The 17,553-nt window shown below is 67.1% G+C and carries 16 protein-coding genes; 12 read left to right on the top strand and 4 right to left on the bottom strand.

From position 1 onward, the window contains the following. The first annotated feature begins 16 nt into the window (after positions 1-16). The 8 genes from QFZ42_RS08800 (at position 17) to QFZ42_RS08765 (ending at position 9,440) form a co-directional block, all read left to right on the top strand. The gene (locus QFZ42_RS08800; protein ID WP_307700598.1) at positions 17-1,189 is read left to right on the top strand and encodes an L-rhamnonate dehydratase; all 1,173 of its coding nucleotides are present in this window, start codon (positions 17-19) and stop codon (positions 1,187-1,189) included. A 13-nt stretch (positions 1,190-1,202) separates the two neighbouring features. Further along, positions 1,203-2,750 (top strand): UxaA family hydrolase, encoded by a 1,548-nt coding sequence (locus QFZ42_RS08795; RefSeq protein ID WP_307700597.1) that lies wholly within the window; start codon positions 1,203-1,205, stop codon positions 2,748-2,750. 26 nt (positions 2,751-2,776) lie between these two features. Beyond that, positions 2,777-3,706 (top strand): dihydrodipicolinate synthase family protein, encoded by a 930-nt coding sequence (locus QFZ42_RS08790; RefSeq protein WP_307700596.1) that lies wholly within the window; start codon positions 2,777-2,779, stop codon positions 3,704-3,706. 69 nt (positions 3,707-3,775) lie between these two features. After that, positions 3,776-4,705, top strand: a complete 930-nt coding sequence (locus QFZ42_RS08785; protein WP_307700595.1) for an SMP-30/gluconolactonase/LRE family protein — start codon at positions 3,776-3,778, stop codon at positions 4,703-4,705. Next, on the top strand, positions 4,702-5,631 hold the full coding sequence (locus QFZ42_RS08780; protein WP_307700594.1) for a YncE family protein: 930 nt from the start codon (positions 4,702-4,704) through the stop codon (positions 5,629-5,631). The genes QFZ42_RS08785 and QFZ42_RS08780 overlap by 4 nt, the downstream gene beginning before the upstream one ends. Further along, positions 5,613-7,181: a sugar ABC transporter ATP-binding protein gene (locus QFZ42_RS08775; protein WP_307700593.1), complete on the top strand. Its 1,569-nt coding sequence runs from the start codon at positions 5,613-5,615 to the stop codon at positions 7,179-7,181. Before QFZ42_RS08780 ends, QFZ42_RS08775 begins: the two co-directional genes overlap by 19 nt. Next, the gene (locus QFZ42_RS08770; RefSeq protein WP_307700592.1) at positions 7,178-8,272 is read left to right on the top strand and encodes an ABC transporter permease; all 1,095 of its coding nucleotides are present in this window, start codon (positions 7,178-7,180) and stop codon (positions 8,270-8,272) included. Before QFZ42_RS08775 ends, QFZ42_RS08770 begins: the two co-directional genes overlap by 4 nt. 43 nt (positions 8,273-8,315) lie before the next feature. Beyond that, positions 8,316-9,440, top strand: a complete 1,125-nt coding sequence (locus QFZ42_RS08765; protein WP_307700591.1) for a substrate-binding domain-containing protein — start codon at positions 8,316-8,318, stop codon at positions 9,438-9,440. A gap of 18 nt (positions 9,441-9,458) precedes the next feature. On the opposite strand, the gene QFZ42_RS08760 is transcribed toward QFZ42_RS08765, so the two are convergent. Both QFZ42_RS08760 and QFZ42_RS08755 read right to left on the bottom strand, forming a co-directional pair. Then, a complete protein-coding gene (locus QFZ42_RS08760; protein ID WP_307700590.1) occupies positions 9,459-10,454 on the bottom strand; it encodes a Bug family tripartite tricarboxylate transporter substrate binding protein in 996 nt (331 codons plus the stop codon). Between the two features lie 66 nt (positions 10,455-10,520). Beyond that, on the bottom strand, positions 10,521-11,612 hold the full coding sequence (locus tag QFZ42_RS08755; protein WP_307700589.1) for a tartrate dehydrogenase: 1,092 nt from the start codon (positions 11,610-11,612) through the stop codon (positions 10,521-10,523). Between the two features lie 108 nt (positions 11,613-11,720). Between QFZ42_RS08755 and QFZ42_RS08750 the strand changes: the two genes are divergently transcribed. Then, positions 11,721-12,653 carry a LysR family transcriptional regulator gene (locus QFZ42_RS08750; RefSeq protein ID WP_307700588.1) on the top strand — a complete coding sequence of 311 codons (933 nt, stop codon included), beginning with the start codon at positions 11,721-11,723 and terminating at the stop codon, positions 12,651-12,653. Positions 12,654-12,682: 29 nt separating this feature from the next. Here the strand turns inward: QFZ42_RS08750 and QFZ42_RS08745 are convergent, their stop codons facing one another. Beyond that, positions 12,683-13,159, bottom strand: coding sequence for an NUDIX hydrolase (locus QFZ42_RS08745; protein ID WP_307700587.1), 477 nt, complete (start codon positions 13,157-13,159; stop codon positions 12,683-12,685). Then, positions 13,156-14,601, bottom strand: a complete 1,446-nt coding sequence (locus QFZ42_RS08740; protein ID WP_307700586.1) for an aminotransferase-like domain-containing protein — start codon at positions 14,599-14,601, stop codon at positions 13,156-13,158. The genes QFZ42_RS08745 and QFZ42_RS08740 overlap by 4 nt, the downstream gene beginning before the upstream one ends. Before the next feature lie 100 nt (positions 14,602-14,701). On the opposite strand from QFZ42_RS08740, the gene QFZ42_RS08735 reads away from it, so the two are divergent. The 3 genes from QFZ42_RS08735 (at position 14,702) to QFZ42_RS08725 (ending at position 17,502) form a co-directional block, all read left to right on the top strand. Continuing rightward, positions 14,702-15,871 carry a pyridoxal phosphate-dependent aminotransferase gene (locus QFZ42_RS08735; protein ID WP_307700585.1) on the top strand — a complete coding sequence of 390 codons (1,170 nt, stop codon included), beginning with the start codon at positions 14,702-14,704 and terminating at the stop codon, positions 15,869-15,871. Between the two features lie 65 nt (positions 15,872-15,936). After that, positions 15,937-16,242, top strand: a complete 306-nt coding sequence (locus QFZ42_RS08730) for a hypothetical protein (protein ID WP_307700584.1) — start codon at positions 15,937-15,939, stop codon at positions 16,240-16,242. A gap of 117 nt (positions 16,243-16,359) precedes the next feature. Further along, complete coding sequence (locus tag QFZ42_RS08725) at positions 16,360-17,502, top strand: DSD1 family PLP-dependent enzyme (RefSeq protein WP_307700583.1); 1,143 nt, start codon at positions 16,360-16,362, stop codon at positions 17,500-17,502. Positions 17,503-17,553 lie beyond the last annotated feature (51 nt).

The raw sequence follows: 17,553 nt of genomic DNA, 5'->3' as shown, positions 1-17,553 counted from the left end.
ACTCCAGAGAGACACCATGAAGATCAAATCCGTTCGCGCCCGCGTTTTCGAGTGGAAGGGCAAGACCGTTCCGCCGCAGGGCAACTTTTGCTCCAACGCGATGGACCTGCTGTACGCGCCGCAGGAAACCATGAGCACCTTCCGCTTCCATTCGTGGACCGTGGTCGAGATCGAGACCGACGACGGCATCGTGGGCCTGGGCAACGTGGCGCTCGCGCCGGCCATCGCCAAGGCGATCATCGACCAATACCTTGCGCCGCTGGTCGTCGGCCAGGACCCGTGGGACTACGAGTACCTGTGGCAGCGCATGTACCGCGCCACGCACGCCTGGGGGCGCAAGGGCGTGACCATGGCCGCCATCTCGGCAGTCGACCTCGCGATCTGGGACATCCTGGGCAAGTCGGTGAACAAGCCGGTGTTCAAGCTGCTCGGCGGCCGCACCAAGGAAAAGATTCCCTGCTACTACTCCAAGCTCTACCGCACCGACCTGAAGGAAATGCAGGCCGAGGCGCAGAAGTTTCTCGACCAGGGCTTTACCGCCTTCAAGATGCGCTTCGGCTACGGCCCGGCGCACCTGCAGAAAGGCGTGGCAGAAAACCTGAAGTCCGTCGAAGCCGTGCGCGAAGTCATCGGCTACGACAACGACCTGATGCTCGAGTGCTACATGGGATGGAATGTCGAGTACGCCAAGCGCATGCTGCCCAAGCTCGAGAAGTTCCAGCCGCGCTGGCTCGAGGAGCCGGTCATCGCCGACGACATCGACGGCTATGCCGAGCTCAACCAGCTCACCAACATTCCGATCTCGGGCGGCGAGCACGAGTTCTCGCTCTACGGCTTCAAGCAGTTGCTGGACCGCAAGGCAGTGTCGGTCGTGCAGTACGACACCAACCGCGTCGGCGGCATCACGGCCGCGCACAAGATCAATGCGCTGTGCGAGGCCTACAGCGTACCGGTCATTCCGCATGCCGGCCAGATGCACAACTACCACCTGACCATGAGCACGCTGGCCTCGCCGATGGCCGAGTACTTCCCGATGCACGACGTGGAAGTGGGCAATGAGCTGTTCTATTACATCTTCGACGGCGAGCCGGTGGCCGAGAACGGCTTCCTGCAGCTCGACGACCACACGCCGGGCCTCGGCCTCACGCTGAAGACCGAGCATCTGAAGGACTTCAACATCGTCGAGTGACGGTGCACCTGCCATGGCCTCCCCATTGTTCCGACCCCGCGCACGCGTGATCCGGCTTCATGCCGAGGACGATGTCGTGATCTCGCTCGACCAGCTGGTCGCGGGCACGCACATCGAAAGCGAAGGCGTGGCCGTGGCGGGCCTGATTCCGCCGGGCCACAAGATGGCTGCGCGCGCCATCGAGCCGGGCGCGGCCGTGCGCCGCTACGGGCAGATCATCGGCTTTGCGAGCCAGCCGATTCGGGCGGGCCAGCATGTGCACACGCACAACCTCGCGATGGGCGACTTCACGCGCGACCATGCGCATGCGGCCGATGCGCGCGCGACCGCATACGCCGCGGAGCCCGCAACCTTCGAAGGCATCGTGCGCGAAGACGGCCGCGTCGCCACGCGCAACTACATCGGCATATTGACCTCGGTGAACTGCTCGGCCACGGTGGCGCGCGCCATTGCCGACCGCTTCCGGCGCGACATCCATCCGGACATGCTCGCGCCGTATCCGAACATCGACGGCGTGGTGGCGCTCACGCACGGCACCGGTTGCGCGGTCGATCCAGCGGGCGAAGGCCTGGCCATCCTGCAGCGCACGCTGGGGGGCTACGCCTGCCACCCCAACTTCGCGGGCGTGCTGGTCATCGGCCTGGGCTGCGAGACCAACCAGGTGTCCACCCTGCTCGCCACGCAAGGCCTGACCGACAGTACCCGCCTGCGCAGCTTCACGATCCAGGACACGGGCGGCACCACGCGCACCATTGCACGGGGCATCGAGCTGATCCGCGAGATGCTGCCGCAAGCCGACGCCGTGAAGCGCCAGACCGTGCCCGTGAGCCACCTGGTGATCGGCCTTCAGTGCGGCGGATCCGATGGCTATTCGGGCATCTCGGCCAACCCGGTGCTCGGCGCGGCCGTCGACCTGCTGGTGCAGCACGGCGGCACGGCCATCCTTTCGGAAACGCCGGAGATCTACGGCGCAGAACATCTGCTCACGCGGCGTGCGCAAACGCTCGAGGTCGGGCGCAAGCTGGTCGAGCGCATCCGCTGGTGGGAGGCCTACTGCGCGCGCAACGGCGCGGCAATGGACAACAACCCCTCGGCCGGCAACAAGGCGGGCGGCCTCACCACCGTGCTCGAAAAATCGCTGGGCGGCATTGCCAAGGCCGGCTCGACCAACCTGGTGGACGTCTACGAGTATGCGCAGCCGGTGACGGCGCGCGGCCTGGTGTTCATGGACACGCCGGGCTACGACCCGATCTCCGCCACCGGGCAGGTCGCGGGCGGCGCGAACCTGATCTGCTTCACCACGGGCCGAGGCTCGGCCTACGGCTGCGCGCCCTCGCCCTCCTTCAAGCTCGCCACCAACACCGCGCTGTGGCAGCGCCAGTCCGACGACATGGACCTGAACTGCGGCGAAGTGCTCGACGGCACACGCAGCATCGAGGAACTGGGCGCCCGCCTGTTCGAAATGCTGCTGGACACAGCTTCCGGTCAGCCTTCGCGCAGTGAACTCCACGGCTATGGGCAGCAGGAGTTCGTGCCCTGGCAAATCAGCGTGGTCACCTGACACGCAACTTCTTTCATCACCGCACCATGACAACCGCTCACCCCGTCCGCTTTCGCGGCATCTTCCCCGTCGTACCGACGCCGTTCACCGAGAACGGCGAACTCGATCTCGAAAGCCAGAAGCGCTGCGTCGACTTCATGATCGATGCCGGCTCCGACGGCCTGTGCATCCTGGCCAACTTCTCCGAGCAGTTCCTGCTGTCGGACGACGAACGCGAAGTGCTCACGCGCACCGTGCTCGAGCACGTTGCCGGCCGCGTACCGGTGATCGTGACCACCACGCACTTCAGCACCGAGGTCTGTGCCGCGCGCAGCCGGCGCGCGCAGGACATGGGCGCCGCCATGCTCATGGTGATGCCGCCCTATCACGGCGCCACCTTCCGCGTGCCCGAGCCGCAGATCCACGCGTTCTATGCACGCTTGTCCGACGCGGTCGGCATTCCCGTCATGGTCCAGGACGCACCGGCCGCGGGCACACCGCTGTCGGCCGCGTTCCTCGCACAGATGGCGCGCGAGATCGAGCATGTCTCCTACTTCAAGATCGAAACGGCCGGTGCCGCATCGAAGCTGCGCGAGCTGATCCGGCTTGGCGGCGACGCGGTCGAAGGCCCCTGGGATGGCGAAGAAGCCATCACGCTGCTGCCCGACCTCGATGCCGGCGCCACCGGTTCGATGACCGGCGGCGGCTACCCCGACGGCATTCGCCCGATCATCGAAGCCCATCGCACGGGCGACCGCGACAAGGCCTTTGCGCTCTACCAGCGCTGGCTGCCGCTGATCAACCACGAGAACCGGCAATCGGGCTTTCTCGCGGCCAAGGCGCTGATGAAGGAAGGCGGCGTGATCGCCTGCGAAGCGCCGCGCCACCCGTGGCCCGCCATGCACCCCGAAACCCGCAAGGGCCTGATCGAAACCGCGCGCCGGCTCGATCCGCTGGTGCTGCGCTGGGCACGCTGAACAAGGACCCCACATGCAAAACTTCGACAACCTGGCTTGATCCGCGCACCCTGAATGAGGAACGACGGCATGAACCCTTCGATCGAAGTCTTCGACGAGCGCCTGCGGCCCATCGTCGAAGGCGCCCGGCTGGAGCAACTGTGCACTGGCGCCGAATGGAGCGAGGGTCCGGTCTGGATGCACGAGGACCAAGCCGTGCTCTGGAGCGACATTCCGAACAACCGCATGCTGCGCTGGAGCGAACGCGACGGCATGAGCGTGTGGCGCACGGGTGTCGAATTCACCAACGGCCACACGCGCGATCTCAACGGCGATTTGCTCCACTGCTCGCACGGGCTGCGCGCCATCGTGCGCACCCGCGTTTCGGCCGGTGGCGTTCAGGCCGATGCACCCGACGAGATCGTGGTCGACCGCTACCTCGGCAAGCGCCTCAATTCGCCCAACGACATCGTCGTGAAGCGCGACGGCACCCTCTGGTTCACCGACCCGCCCTACGGCATTGCGAGCGACCGTGAGGGCCATCGCGCCGAGCGCGAGCAGGCGGCCAATCATGTGTTCCGCTTCGATCCGGCAAGCGGCCGCCTCGATGCGATGACCGACGCGGTGCAGGAACCCAATGGCCTTGCGTTCTCGCCCGACGAATCCCGGCTCTACGTCAGCGACACCTCGGCCGCGATGCGAAGCGACGGCAGCGGCCGCCACCACCTGATGGTGTTCGACGTGCGCGCCGATGGGCTTGCCGACCCTCGCGTGTTCGCCGAGGTGAACCCCGGCCTGCCCGACGGCTTCCGCCTCGATACCCAGGGCTGGCTGTACACCAGCAGCCTCGACGGCGTTCAGGTCTATCACCCCGACGGCAGCCTGCTGGGCAAGATCCACGTGCCCGAGAAAGTGGGCAATCTCTGCTTCGGCGGCGCGCGCCGCAACCAGCTCTACATCGCGGCGAGCAGCTCGCTCTATCGAATCGTGCTTCGCACGGAAGGAATCCAGCGTCCATGACCCAAGAAATCCTGCTTCTGGTGGAAAAGTGCAGCCACTGTTTCAGCTACTACGACATTGCGAGCGGCGAGCGGCTGCACAGCATCGCGCTCGAAGCGTTTCCGCATGAGTTCGTGGTGGACGCGGCGAAGCGCTTTGCCTACATCGGCCACTACGGCGTCGAGACCTCGGGCCATCTGGGCCACGGCGGCACGCGCATCTTCCAGATCGACATCGCGGCGCGCAAGCTCGCGCGCACCATCGACATCGCCCCCTTCAATCGGCTGCACGGCATGCAGATGGACGAACAGGGCCGCCTCTATGCGCTGAGCGAAGACCGAGCCCAGTTGGTGGTGCTCGACCATCCGGAGACCGACACCGCCCCGCGGCGCGCAGTGCCCGCCGGCGGCATCAAGAGCCACCTGTTCGCCCTCACCCGCGACGGGCAGACCGCCTACGTGATGAACCTGCTCTCGCACACCGTGACCAAGGTCCGGCCGCACGACGCCACGGTGGCACCGGTGCCCTGCTCTCCCGGCGAGAAGCCCGAAGGCTATGCGCTCTCGGCCGACGAGAAAACGCTCTACGTGACCAACCGCTGGAGCAACACGCTCGCCGCCATCGACACCGCCAGCATGACGGTGCTGCGCGAAGCCCCGTCCCGCGACGACGCCACGCGCCTGTATCTCTACCGCGACGGGCGGCTCGTGGTCACCAACTATGGGGAGCGCAGCCTGTCGGTGGTCGATCCGCAGACCCTGAAGGAACTGGCCCGGATTCCGATGGAGGCGCGCGCCATCGCGCTGAGCTTCCACCCCACCCGGCCGCTCGCCTTCGTGAGCCAGGACAACGACAAGCTGGGCTACTTCAACATGGAAACGCTGGCCTTCGAGCGCTTCATCGGCACGCAGCGCGAGCCGGACGTCTCATGCGTGGTGCTCCTGTGAACCACGCCGCAACCGCAACGCGCGTGCTGCGCGTCGAGGCGCTCAGCAAGCGCTTCGGCGGCACCCAGGCCGTCGACAACGTCTCGCTCGACCTGCACGCCGGCGAGATCCTCGCGCTCCTGGGCGAGAACGGCGCCGGCAAGTCCACCCTGATCAAGATCCTGGCCGGCGTCTACGGCCAGGACAGCGGCAGCGTCGCGCTGCAGGGCCGCCCCGAGGCCGAGTGGCGCGCCGCGCCGCGCGAAGAGCAAGGCATGGCCTTCATCCACCAGGACCTCGGCCTCGTCGAATGGATGACGGTGGCCGAGAACGTGGCGCTCGGCATGGGCTTTCCGCGCCGGCTCGGCCTGATCGACTGGAAGCAGGTCGAGCGCAACGCATGCCGCGTGCTCGGGCATGTCGGTTGCGACATCGATCCGCGGCGGCGCGTCTTCACGCTGACGCGCGCCGAGAAGTCGCTGCTCGCGATCGGCCGCGCGCTCGACGCCGACGCCCGAGTGCTGGTGCTCGACGAGCCCACGGCCAGCCTGCCCATGGCCGACGTGCAGCGCATGTTCGCCCTGCTGCGGCAGCTGCGCGAGCGCGGCGTGGCAATGATCTACGTGTCGCACCGGCTCGACGAGATCATGGACATCTCCGACCGTGCCGCGGTCATGCGCGACGGCAAGCTGGTCGGCACCCGGGTCACGGCCGAGGCGAGCGCGGCGGAACTGGTCGAGCTGATCGTCGGCAGCAAGTTCGACGTGTCGCTGCCCAAGGCCCGCGGCGACGGCACCGAGACCCTGCTGGCACTCGACGAGGTGTATTCGGCCAACGCCGGCCCCGTGACGCTGCAGGCCCGCCGCGGCGAGGTGCTCGGCCTGATCGGGCTGCGCGGCGCCGGGCACGAGGCCATCGGGCGCCTGCTTTTCGGCCTGTCCGGACTGGAGCGCGGCCGCATCCTGCTCGGCGGACAACCGGTTGCGCCGCGCAATCCCGCGCAAGCGATCCGGCTCGGCATCGGGCTGGTGGCGGCCGACCGGCTCGAGGAGAACCTCGGCGGCAGCCTCAGCGTGCAGGAGAACCTGTTTCCCAATCCGGCACTGACGCTCGGCACCCTGCTGACCCGGCTGGCGCCGCAAGACGAATCGGCCGAGGCGCGCCGCCTGATCCGCCAGTTCGACGTCAATCCGCCGGCGCCGCAGGCCGAGGTGCAGAACCTCAGCGGCGGCAACCAGCAGAAGGTGGTGCTGGCGCGATGGATGAACCTGAAGCTGCCGCTCCTCATCCTCGAAGAGCCCACCGCGGGCGTCGACGTCGGCGCCAAGCGGCAGATCTACGAAATCCTGCGCCAGCAGGCGGACGCCGGCGTCTGCGTGCTGGTGATCTCCACGGACTTCGAGGAGGTCGCCAACGTGTGCACGCGCGCCATGGTGTTTCGCAACGGCACGGTGGCATGCGAACTCGACGGCACCGCGCTCACCGTCGCCGGACTGCTGGTCGCCGCGGCGGGCGCCGACGGCCCGGCATCACGAACCCACACAACAACACAAGAGGCAATCGCATCATGACCACTTCCATCAAAGCCACCGCGCTCGAACCCGATCCGTCTTTCGATGCCAGGGTTTCCGGCCTGATCGGCCGCATCGGGCGGCAGGCACCGGTCTACGGCTTGCCGGTGCTGACGCTCGGGCTGATCGTGCTGTTCTCGATCCTGCTGCCGCAGAGCTTTCCGACGCTGTTCAACCTGCGCTCGATCCTGAGCGACAAGTCGGTGATCGCGCTGCTCGCGCTCGCCGCCACCATTCCGATGATGACCGGCAAGATCGACCTCACGGTGGGCTACGGCATCGTGCTGTGGCACATCCTGGCGATCAGCCTGCAGACCCAGTTCGGGCTGCCTTGGCCCGCGGCGGTGGCGGTGGTGCTGCTGTGCGGCGCGCTGTTCGGCGTTCTCAACGGCCTGCTGGTGGAGCAGGCGCAGATCGACTCCTTCATTGCCACGCTCGGCACCGGCACCGTGCTGTACGCCGTCGCGCTGTGGCACAGCGGTGGGCGGCAGGTGATCGGCAGCCTGCCGGACGGCTTCCTGAACATTTCCGGTGCGGAATTGTTCGGCCTGCCGGTGACTGCTTTCTACGTGTTGGCGCTGGCCGTGGTGCTCTGGCTGGTGAGCGAGCACACGCCGATCGGCCGCGCGCTCTACGTGATCGGCTCTAACCCGAAGGCGGCGGTGCTCAACGGCATTCCGCTGCAGAAATGCGTGATGGGCGCCTTCGTCGCCTCGGGCACGCTGTCGGCCTTTGCCGGCGTGGTGCTGGCCTCGCGCCTGCAGATCGGCCAGGCCGGTGTCGGGCTCGAGTTCCTGCTGCCGGCGCTGGTCGGGGCCTTTCTCGGTTCCACCACCATCCGGCCGGGCCGCGTGAACGTCTGGGGCACCCTGGTCGGCGTGGCGATCCTCGCGGTGGGCATCTCCGGCATCCAGCAGTTCGGCGGCGCCTTCTTCGTCGAGCCGCTGTTCAACGGCGTCACGCTGCTGGTGTCGATCGGCATCGCGGGCTATGCCCAACGCAAACGCGGGCAGTCGATCAAGCGCCGGATCGCCGAGCAGCAGATCGCATCCCATCCGGCAAGCGCGCCGACGCTTCCCTTGAAGACTTGAGTTTCTTTCCGCGCAGATTCACCAACCACAACAGGAGACAACCATGACGACATCCTTCCATGTATCGATGCACCGGGCCCGCCGCGCGGTGTTCGCCAGCACCCTGGCCGCCGTTCTCGCGGGCCTCGGCGGCCACGCAATGGCCGACGACTTTCTGGACTTGGCCAGGCAGAAGGTCGCAGCCGCCACGGCACCGAAGAACAAATGGGACGGCCCCACCACCGGCCCCAAGGCGGCGGCCGACAAGACCATCGTGTTTGTCGCGTCCGACATGCGCAACGGCGGCGTGCTCGGCGTCTCCAAGGGCGTGGAAGAAGCCGCCGGCGCCATCGGCTGGAAGGTGCGTGTGCTCGACGGGCAAGGCACCGTGCAAGGCCGCACCGCCGCTTTCAACCAGGCGATGGCGCTCAAGCCGGCCGGCATTCTGCTCGGCGGCTTCGACGCCAAGGAGCAAGCCGCCAACGTGAAGAAAGCCACCGAGAGCAAGGTGCCCGTGGTCGGCTGGCATGCCGCGAAGGAAGCCGGCGCCGTCGACGGCATGTTCTTCAACGTGACGACCAGCGCGCAGGACGTGGCGGAGATCGCGGCGCTCTATGCGGTCGCGAAGTCGGACGGCAAGGCGGGCGTGGTGGTGTTCACCGACTCGGCCTACGCGGTCGCGATCGCCAAGTCGAACGCGATGGCCGACGTCATCCGGAAGTGCGGCGGCTGCACGTTGCTCGGCGTCGAGGACACGCCGCTCGCCGACACCTCGACCCGCATGCCGCAGCTGACGACCTCGCTGATCCAGCGCCACGGCGCCAAGTGGACCTACTCCCTTGGCATCAACGATCTCTATTTCGACTTCATGGGTCCCACCCTGCAGTCGGCCGGCGCCAGCGCGAAGGGTCTGCAGAACCTCTCGGGCGGCGACGGCTCGGAGTCGGCGTACCAGCGCATCCGCAACCAGCGTTTCCAGGCCGGCACGGTGCCGGAGCCGCTCAATCTGCACGGCTGGCAGATGGTCGATGAAATCAACCGCGCACTCGGCGGCCAGGCGGCCAGCGGCTACTCGACGCCGGTGCACCTCGTGACGGCCGACAACATCAAGAACGATGGCGGCCCCAAGAACAGCTTCGACCCCGACAACGGCTACCGCGCCGCCTATCGGACGATCTGGGGCAAGTGATCGGAAGCCCGGTGGCGGCTATTCGACCGCCACCTTGCCATCCTTCACAAGCCTGGCGAACTTGATCGTCTCTTCGCGGATCCGGGCGGCCATCTCGGCGGCGCTGTCGCCGATGGGGTCGGCGCCGATCGCGCGCATCCGTTCGGCGAAGTCCGGCGACTTGATGATCCTGACCATCTCGGCATTCAGCTTCGCAGCGATGTCCTTGGGCGTTCCGGCCGGCGCGAGCACGCCGAACCAGGTGCCGATGTCGAAGCCCTTCAGCCCGGCTTCGTCGAGTGTCGGAACATCGGGGAGCACGGCAGAACGCTTGGCCGTGGTGACGGCCAGCGCGCGCAGCTTGCCGCCCTTGATGTGCTGCAGCACCGGTGTGATGGTGTCGAAGGACATGTCTACCTGTCCGCCCAGCAGGTCGGTCGTGAGCGGCCCACTCCCCTTGTACGGCACGTGCAGCAGCTTCACGCCGGTGCTGGCCTGAAACTGGGTGCCGATCAGATGCTGCGCGGTGCCGTTGCCATTGGAGCCGTAGGCCATCTCCTTGGACGACGCCTTGGCGAGGGCAACCAGTTCGGCGACTGACTTGGCCGGCGTGAGCGAAGCGTTGACCACCAGCACGTTCGGCACCATCGCCACCGTGGTGATGGGGACGAGATCTTTCTGAAAATCGTACGGAAGCTTCTTGTAGACGCTGGTGGCGATGGTGTGATGCACCGCGCCCATCAGCAGCGTGTAGCCGTCAGGCTTGGCCTTGGCGACGTAGTCGGCGCCAAGCGTGGCGCCAGCGCCCGGCTTGCTCTCTACGACTACGGGCTGGCCCAGGCTCTTGGACAGCGCATCGGCGAGCGCGCGCGCCAGCACGTCGGTGGTGCCGCCGGACGGGAACGGCACGACCAGGCTGATCGGCTTGGCCGGCCACGGCTCCTGCGCGGCAGCCCAGGGCACGATGGACAGGCCGAGCGCCGCGAAGGCGGTTCCCGTGAGGGTGCGGCGCCCGACGGCGAATCGTTGCTTCATGTCTTTGTCTCCAGGCTGACGGCCTGTGCCGTTCTCGGTCTTGATAGGCATTGAGTTCAGCGCGCCCTAGGCGGCCTGGCGCTGCCGCTCGGTCGACCCGAGCCGCGCGCATACCGCCTGCGTAACCTGCGCCGTGGTGGCGATGCCTCCGAGATCGCGCGTATGCAGCGCCGGGTCGGCTGTCACGGCTTCGATCGCTTCCATGACGCGCTTTGCGGCCTCGGCTTCGCCCAGATGCTCGAGCATCATCACGACCGACCAGAAGGTACCTACCGGATTGGCCAAGCCCTTCCCCATGATGTCGAAGGCCGACCCGTGGATGGGCTCGAACATCGATGGGTAGCGGCGTTCGGGGTCGATGTTGCCGGTGGGCGCAATGCCCAGGCTGCCCGCGAGCGCGGCGGCCAGGTCGCTGAGGATGTCGGCATGCAGGTTGGTGGCCACGATGGTGTCGAGCGAGGCCGGCCGGTTGATCATGCGTGCGGTCGATGCATCGACCAGTTCCTTGTCCCAGGTGACGTCCGGAAACTCCTTGGAGATCTGCAACGCAATCTCGTCCCACATCACCATCGCATGGCGCTGGGCGTTGCTCTTGGTAATGACGGTCAGGAGCTTGCGGGGGCGTGACTGCGCGAGTTTGAACGCGAAGCGCATGATGCGTTCGACGCCGGCGCGGGTCATCATCGACACGTCGGTGGCGGCTTCGATGGGGTGGCCCTGGTGCACGCGGCCGCCGACACCCGCGTATTCGCCTTCGGAGTTCTCGCGCACGATCACCCAGTTGAGGTCGTCGGGCCCGCAGCGCTTCAGAGGGCCGTCGATGCCCGGCAGGATGCGCGTCGGGCGCACGTTGGCGTACTGGTCGAAGCCCTGGCAAATCTTCAGGCGCAGGCCCCAGAGCGTGATGTGGTCGGGAATGTGCGGGTCGCCCGCCGAGCCGAACAGAATGGCGTCCTTGCCGCGCAGCGCGTCGAGGCCGTCGGCCGGCATCATCGTGCCGTGCGTGCGAAACCAGTCGCCGCCCCAGCCGAAATTCTCGAACTCGAACTTGAAGCCGCTGCCCGCCGAAGCGAGGGCTTCCAGCACTTGCTGGCCCGCGGGCACGACTTCCTTGCCGATGCCGTCCCCGGGGATGGTTGCGATCTTGTACGTCTTCATGTGCGCCGTGTCCTTTGAATGGTTCGACCGATTCTGTGGTTTGCGTCCGATGGCGTTGCACGGGTAAAGTGAATCCATCCTTAACCGCAAGTCAACAATCGGCCGACCATGAGCCATGGCATCCAGCCCTCCGAACTGGGCTTCTTCGTTCAAATTGCCACCGGCGGCAGCCTGAGCGCCGCGGCGCGCAATCTGGGCGTCTCCACGCCGGCGGTGAGCAAGCGGCTGTCCCAGATGGAGCAGCGGCTTCGCACGCCGCTGGTGAACCGCACCACGCGGCGCATGAGCCTCACGCCCGAGGGCGAGGTGTTCCTCGAACACGCACGCCGCATCCTCGGGGAGCTCGATGACCTGGACCAGCTCCTGGCCAAAGGCAGCGGATCGCCGAAAGGCCTGCTGCGCGTGAATGCCACTTTGGGCTTCGGCCGCATGCACGTGGCGCCGGTGATTTCACGCTACAGCCGCTTGTGCCCCGACGTCGAGGTGCAGTTGCAGCTGTCTGCCGACCCGCCGCCGCTGACCGACGACGCCTTCGATGTCTGCGTCCGCTTCGGCGAGCCCCCTGACGCCAGAGTGATCGCGAAGCGGCTCGCGCCGAACCGCCGGCTGCTGTGCGCCTCGCCCAAGTACCTCGCGCAGCGCGGCATGCCGGCGGTGCCGAGTGACTTGGCGCGCCATGACTGCATTGGGATTCGCCAGGGCAACGACGCCTACGGGGTCTGGCGCCTGTCGAGCGGAAAGGGCCACCGGGAGCACACCGAGACCGTCAAGGTCCGCGGCGCGCTGACCACCAACGACGGGGAGATTGCGGTGCGCTGGGCGCTGGACGGGCATGGCATCGTGATGCGCGCCGAGTGGGACATCGAGCGCTATCTGACAAGCGGCCGCCTGGTGCAGGTGCTGCCGCAGTACCGGACGCCCAATGCGGACATCCATGCCGTCTACGCGCAGCGGCATCAGCTCTCATCGCGCATACGGGTGTTCGTGGAGTGTTTGTCCGAGGCCTTCTCGCGCCTGGGTTCCGGCACTGCCAGAAGCTGAGCCGCCAAGACCGATGTGCGCCCGAACGATCAGGGGTATTCGCGCTGCACCGCGTGCGAGAAAACCGGCGGATCGGCTGCCAGAGAGGCCGGAAGAAAGGTCGGCCGCAGATTGATGGACGCAAGCTCCGCGACCGGGAACCAGCGAAACTCCAGTTCCAGGTGGCTCTCTATGCCCGGGTAGATCCGCGCCTTGTCGAGGCAGCCCGAAGTCTCGGCCAGCGAGACGCGAAAGTAAAAGCCGATCTCGTGATTGCGCTGGCCGCCGAGGTCGAAGAAGTTCTCCGCAATGTGGAGAAGCTCGCCGCATTCGACGTCTTCGCCGAGTTCTTCCTTCATCTCGCGGACGATCGTGGCCGACGCCTGCTCGCCCACTTCGACCCGGCCTCCCGGCAAGGCCCAGTACGCGTCGCCCGGAGCCCGGTGCACGAGCAGGTGGCCGGCATGAAGGATGACTGCAGCGGCACGAACCTGAAAGCGCTGGCCGTGAAGATGGACTGAAATCATGGCTTGGGGCTCCGGCCCGCGAACGCCTTGCAGGCCATGGCGCCGAGCGTGCGCAGGCCCTTCTCGATGCGCGCGTCCCAGCCGTGGCCACCACTCAGGCGAAGGCAGTTCGCGTACTTGCCGCTGGCCGAGAACACGACCCCGGGTGCGAAGCAGATGCCCTTCTCCAGCGCCTCTGCGAACAGCAGTTGCGTGTCGGCCGGCTCGGGCAGCTCGACCCACAGCACGAAGTTTCCTTTGGGCCGCGACACCTTCGTGCCCGGTGGAAACTCTTGCTCGATCACCCGCGTCATGCGGCCCAGCGTGTCGGCAAACTCGCGGCGAATGCGGCGCAGGTGGCGGTCGTAGTCGCCGTTCGAGAGGAAGGTGGCAAGCGCCAGTTGGGTCAACACCGGTGTGGCAAGACTCGTGGCGAACTTGGTTTCGAGCACCCTCGCCATGTGGCGCCTCGTCACGATCCAGCCGATGCGGTAGCCGGGCGCGAGCGTCTTGGAGAACGAGCCACAGTAGATGACGTTGTCGTGCGTGTCGAGCGCGCTGAAAGGCAACGGCCGCTCCTCGCGGAAATGGATGTCGCCGTAGACGTCGTCCTCGATCAGCGGCACGCCGTGCTTCGCAAGCAGCCGCAAGACGGCGCGCTTGTTTTCCTCAGGCATGGTGCAGCCGAGCGGATTGCTGAAGCTCGACGCCAGCACGCAGGCGCGCACCCTGCCCGAGGCCACGGCATGGCCGAGCGCGTCGACGTCCACGCCGGTGACAGCATCGGTCGGCAGCTCGACCACCTTGAGCTTCTTCGCGCGCAGCACCTGCAGCAGCCCGAAGTAGGTCGGCGACTCGATCGCCACCGTGTCGCCGGGCTCCGTGACAGCATCGAGCGCCAGCGCCAGCGCTTCGGTGCAGCCGCAGGTAATGGCAATGTCGTCCGGCGACAGCGCCTGCCCGAACCGCAGCGCGCGCCGCGCGATCTCCAGCCGCAGCGACATCTCGCCGCGTGGCGGCGAGTAGGTGTTGCATTGCCTGCCCTTCACGCGCGCCGTGCGCGAAAGAACGAGATCGAGCTTGGACGACGACAGCAGGCGCTGATTGGGAATGGCGCAGCCGAGCGGCACGAAAGCTTCGTCCGAGGCGTGCTCCAGCAGGTTCAGCATGAGTCCCGACAGCTCCACCTTGGCGGGCCGGATCGAATGCCGCGCGGTAGTAGGCACGGGCAGTGCGGGCGGCGCCTTGGCCACGTAATAGCCCGACTGCGGCCGCACCTCGAGAACGCCGCGGTCTTCGAGCAGGCGGTAGGCCTGCACGGCGGTGCTGAGGCTGGTGCGCTGCTGCGTGCTGATCTCGCGCAGCGACGGCGCCCGGGTTCCGGGCTGCAGCGCGCCGCGGCCGGCCAGGCCGGCGACGAAATCGGCAACTTCTTCATAGCGGAATCGGGAGGGCTGCGACACGGATCACTCCTGCTTGCGTGGACTGCACGGCATGCAACTGTACTGCACCTAATTTCAGGAAATTGTGGCTGTTATCGCCAGCCGTCGATCGGCAACATCGATGTCAGCTCAACAACCACCGATGAAGCAGCAGCACATGGCACGGTTTCCGAACAACGAAATCATCTCCCTGGTCGGCAAAGCGCCCCGCTTCGACCTTGCCGAAAGCGTGGGGCCGAGCGTGCGGCTGGCTGAGTTGATCGACACGGCTTTCGGCGACGGCGCCGACTTTGCGCTGGACTACGGCACGGCCGCGGGCAACCCGGAGCTCCGCCGGGAAATCGCGGCTGACAACGGCGTCGATGCCGACGACGTGGTGGTCACTGTCGGCGGCATGCACGCTCTTTTTCTCATCGCTTTCATGCTGTGCCAGGCAGGCGACGAAGCCATCGTGGCCGAACCGGTGTTTCCGCTCGCGCGCAACGCGCTGACCGCCGTCGGCGCCACCACGCGCGCGCTGCCCTTGCGCTTCGACACGGGCTACCGCGTCGACCTGGGCGCGCTGCGAAAACTGCTGTCGCCGAAAACGAAGGTGGTGAGCCTGGCCTCGCCGCAGAACCCTTCGGGCGTTGCGATTCCCGCGCAAACCTTGCGCGAGATCGTGGCGATGCTGGCCGAACACGCACCCGAAGCCTGGCTGGTGATCGACGAAACCTACCGCGAGGCCGCGTTCGGCGACGACACCTCGGCGCCGAGCTCCGCGAGCCTCGGCCCCAGGGTCATCTCGGTGGCGTCGCTCTCCAAGAGCCATGGCTCGGCGGGCCTGCGCATCGGCTGGGCCATCACGCGCGACACCGCGCTGCGCCAGGCGCTGGTCACGGCCAAGTTCAGCACCGTGATCTCGTGCTCGCCGGTGGACGAAGCGCTGGCGCTGGCCGTGCTGAGGCAGCGCGACCGGATCATCGGCGAGAGGCGCGAGCTCCTCGCGCAAAACCTGCAGGTCGTCGAAAACTGGGTGTTGCGCCATCCCGCCCACATCGAGTGGGTGCGCCCGGACGCCGGGGCGTTGTGCTGCGTGCGGCTGAAGCACGAGGTCTTCGACGCAGCGGCCGTCGAACGCTTCTACGCGACGCTGGCACGGTACAGCACGCGCGTGGCGCCCGGACCGTGGTTCGGCGACGAGCCGCTGGTGTTTCGGCTGGGCTTTGGCTTGCCCACGCTCACGCAACTGGCCATTGCGCTGGAGTGCGTGTCGGTCGCACTGACGGAAGCGGCGCCAGGCGTCGCCTGAAGACTTACACCGCTTCGCGCGGGCGGCTGTCGCAGCGCGCCCCGGCCTCCTGCAATCGTCGGGGCATGGACACCGCAGACCCCCGGCCGCTCTTTCCTTCCTGGTGGCGCATCGGCGCGCTCGCCTATTCGGCCGCGGGCGTGGTTTGCGTCGCTTCATCCGCCGCATTTCCGGGCAGCGAACTGGGCATGCTGGCGGCCATTGCCGGGGCGCTGCCCTGGTCGCTGGCTTTGCTGACGCTCGATCTGGAACCGGGCGTTGCGCGAACCGCGCTCCTGCTGTTGGCGGGTGGCTGGGCCATCAATGCAGCGCTGCTCTGGTGGCTGGCGCTCAGGCGTTCCGCGCTGCGGGCGCCATCCCGAGTCGACTGAGCAACCGTCTCCCGGAGGGCTCGGCGAAGTACCGCCGGCAGCCTTTCGGTGCGATCATTTCGCCATTCATCGCGCCTGGCGCGCGGATTCCGAACTCTCTGCATACGAAGGTTTCCCATGCTCCTCGATACGCAAGTCAATACGCCGCTGATCGGCATTGCAGGCGGGCGTCAATCGCTCGATACGCCCGCGCTCCTGATCGACCTGGGCGCCCTGATGCGCAACATCGAGCGCATGGCCGCCTTTGCCAAGGCGCGCGGCGTCGGCCTCAGGCCTCATGTGAAGACCCACAAGTCGGTGGAGATCGCGCGGCGCCAGGTGGCCGCGGGGGCCATCGGCGTGAGCTGCGTCACGCTGGGCGAGGCGGAGGTGATGGTCAAGGCCGGCATTCCGGATGTGCTGATCACCTCGCCCGCCGTGACGCCGAGCAAGATCGCACGGGTGGTCAAACTCGCCAGGCTCGCGGGGCCCGGCGGCATGATGGTGGTGGTGGACGACCCACGCAACGCAGCGGATCTTGCCGCCGCCACGCTCGGCCTGCCGCATCCGCTCGAGGTGCTGGTCGACTACGGCGCGGGCTACAACCGCACCGGCGCTGCCAACGAAGCACAGGTGCTCGAGCTGGCGCGCCTCATCGCCGCCGAACCCCGCTTGAAACTGCGCGGCCTGCAGGCGTATGCCGGCAACCTGCAGCACATTGCCGACCGGGAGCAGCGCAGTGCCGCGGCCGCAGCCTTGCGCGAAACCGTCGCCCGCATCGTCGCCGAAGCCAAGCGCAGCGGCATTCATTTCGATATCGTCACGGGGGCGGGCACCGGCACCCACGATCTCGATGCGCAGCGCGATGCGTTCACCGAACTGCAGGCGGGCTCCTACGTCTTCATGGACGCGGAATACGCGCAAGTGCTCGGACAACCGGGGCAGCCTTCGCCTTTCGAAGTGTCATTGTTCGTGCAGACGGCGGTGGTGAGCACCCGAGCGGCGGAGTGGGTCACGGTCGACGGCGGCACCAAGTGCTTCGCCACGGACAGCGGCGTGCCGCTGGTGGCGCGCGGCGCCGATCCGTCGAGCCGCTACGCGTTCTTTGGCGACGAGCACGGCAAGCTGCTGTTCGCCGGCTCACGGCCCGCGCTGGGCGAACGTGTGGAGTTCGTCACGCCGCATTGCGACCCGACCGTCAACCTGCACGACGCGTACCACGTGGTCGACGGCGACACGCTGGTGGCCATCTGGCCGGTGGACGCGCGCGGCAGGCACTGAAAGCAGCTTGGGCCCGCCTGGGCCGCGATTAAGCAGAAGCGATGACGTGGC

Source organism: Variovorax paradoxus (genome assembly GCF_030815855.1).
Classification (GTDB): Bacteria; Pseudomonadota; Gammaproteobacteria; order Burkholderiales; family Burkholderiaceae_C; genus Variovorax; species Variovorax paradoxus_M.
This window is presented reverse-complemented; position numbering and strand designations above follow the sequence as displayed.